Consider the following 1,067-nt stretch of genomic DNA (forward strand, 5'->3'; position numbering starts at 1 on the left):
GTGTGCGCGAGCGATTGGTTCGCTGCAGGAGGTCACTATGGCAGACAACGAAAATAACGTTCGCTGCAGGAGGTCACTATGGCAGACAACGAAAATAACAGGGGCCCGCAAGACCGCTCTCGCATCAACATGAACGAGGACTATGAGGTCGCGTACTGGACGAAAGAGCTTGGAGTCACGCGCGAACAACTGGCCGCCGCGGTGAAGAAAGTTGGCGTCAGCGCCGATGCGGTACGAGAGGAACTCGACAAGCGGAGCTGAAACGGAAATAGGCCCGGCCCAGCCGAAGCGAAGCCGGGCCTATCACGATTGCGACGAGAGGGAACGGGTGCCTAGCGCGCACAGTTGGACAGCTAGCAGTGCGTTGCGTGAGGTGTTCCCATGGTCGGCTTGCAATCGTCCGCTTCCGAAGCTCCTGTCCGCCGCCAACGATCGAGCAGGCGAGAGCTCTACCGCGAGAGCTGCCAGGACGAGGACGGAAATCGCTTCATCGTCATAGTGTGGCAGAATAAACCCGGCCTCTCGACGGTGTCCTATTCGCTCGAAGACGGTACGCCTGTGCACTACGAAGACGAGTGCTACTTCGCTACGCCCAGCGGGAAGATGCTGACGCGGTGCGCGGACTGACGGCTGAGCGCTGACAACACCGCTCCTAGGACGCGGCGAGATAAGTAGCCGGCGCCACGCCGCATCGAAGGCGCTCGGAGAGAATGGCAGGAAATCGTGAACGATCCCCGGAATGTGGCCAATTGAAGCGTGGCAGGGCGAAAATTGCTAGATTGAGCTTTCCGATGCCGATCTCAGGGCCATCCTCCGCGGTCGACCTCGGACAGGGGTTTCGAAGGACCGGCAGTGCGCGCCGATGCGCATGATGCCGCCGCTGCGGTGTCCAATTGAAGGGTAATTAAATCGGCCAGCTCGGCCGCCAAGTTTGATCCGGTCCGCAGTTCGCCGTTTGCTGAGTAGGCCCATTTCACTGCAGTCGTACGAGCGTCGATCAGGCGCGTGCTGACGCGCCACCTATCCGCTGACTGGCGAACGCTGCCTTCAACGATGTACAGGTGCGC

At 60.4% G+C, this 1,067-nt stretch carries 1 protein-coding gene and 1 pseudogene; one reads left to right on the forward strand and one right to left on the reverse strand.

The genetic code is table 11. From position 1 onward, the window contains the following. Positions 1-78: 78 nt before the first annotated feature. Positions 79-261, forward strand: a complete 183-nt coding sequence (locus tag AC1DE3_RS28275) for a DUF3606 domain-containing protein (protein WP_441514569.1) — start codon at positions 79-81, stop codon at positions 259-261. Between the two features lie 539 nt (positions 262-800). Here the strand turns inward: AC1DE3_RS28275 and AC1DE3_RS28280 are convergent. Continuing rightward, positions 801-1,067, reverse strand: a pseudogene (locus AC1DE3_RS28280) (hypothetical protein); the annotation flags it as partial.

The organism is Allobosea sp. 10L417 (assembly GCF_056395485.1).